The sequence below is a fragment of the Xanthomarina maritima genome (assembly GCF_008084905.1).
GTDB classification, from domain to species: Bacteria; Bacteroidota; Bacteroidia; order Flavobacteriales; family Flavobacteriaceae; genus Xanthomarina; species Xanthomarina maritima.
In genome coordinates this window covers 1-783 of record NZ_VSFC01000051.1, presented here as the reverse complement: position 1 = coordinate 783, position 783 = coordinate 1, and the positions used below count along the sequence as shown (strand labels likewise).

1 protein-coding gene is annotated in these 783 nt (G+C 38.1%); it reads left to right on the top strand.

The features are described from left to right. The coding region (locus tag FVF61_RS09815) for a fibronectin type III domain-containing protein (RefSeq protein WP_148455822.1) at positions 1 to 783 on the top strand (783 nt) is incomplete at both ends.

Below are 783 nucleotides of genomic sequence, written 5' to 3'. Positions count from 1 at the left end.
TTGGGAAGGTCCAGTAAATTTTGATACAACTATTTGTGATGCTGCAGACCAATGTGTTTTTACTTTTATCTTAGAAGATAGTTTTGGAGACGGTTGGAATGGGAATACCATGACTGTTTCGCAAAACGGAATTCCATTACAGATTTTAACATTAGCAACTGGAACAGGTCCACTTGAAATTCAAGTGCCTCTTTGTGATGGTGTCCCTTTCGAATTATTTTGGAATGCAGGAGGGTCTTTTGCAAATGAAGTAATGATTACTGTAAATGATGCTTTCGATGATGAAATTTATGTTATGCCTGAAGGAAGTGGAGCTCTTCAAAATACACAAATTTTCTCGAGTATTGTAAATTGTACACCTCCTACTTGCCCAAGACCAGACGATATCACTATCGTCGATGTGAGTCCAACATCGGTGGAGGTTTCTTGGACACCAGGTGGAGTTGAAACTACGTGGGAAGTAATTGTACAACCTTTAGGAACTGGTTATCCAGATGGTACCGAACCTGAAATTATTCAAACAACTGATAACCCATATTTATATGAAGGCTTAACGCCTGGAACTGAATATGAAGTCTATGTAAGAGGTATTTGCGCTGTTGATGATTTAAGCGATTGGGAAGGGCCAGTGAATTTCAATACACCTTACCTAGTAGATTGTGAGGCAGGAGAAGTTGTAAATATCACATACTGTTACGGTAATGGTACAAACGGAGTTTTTGTTGAAATATTTAGTTTCCAAAGCTCTGGTGGATTTCCTTTAAATATTCTTTTTAATTCAGG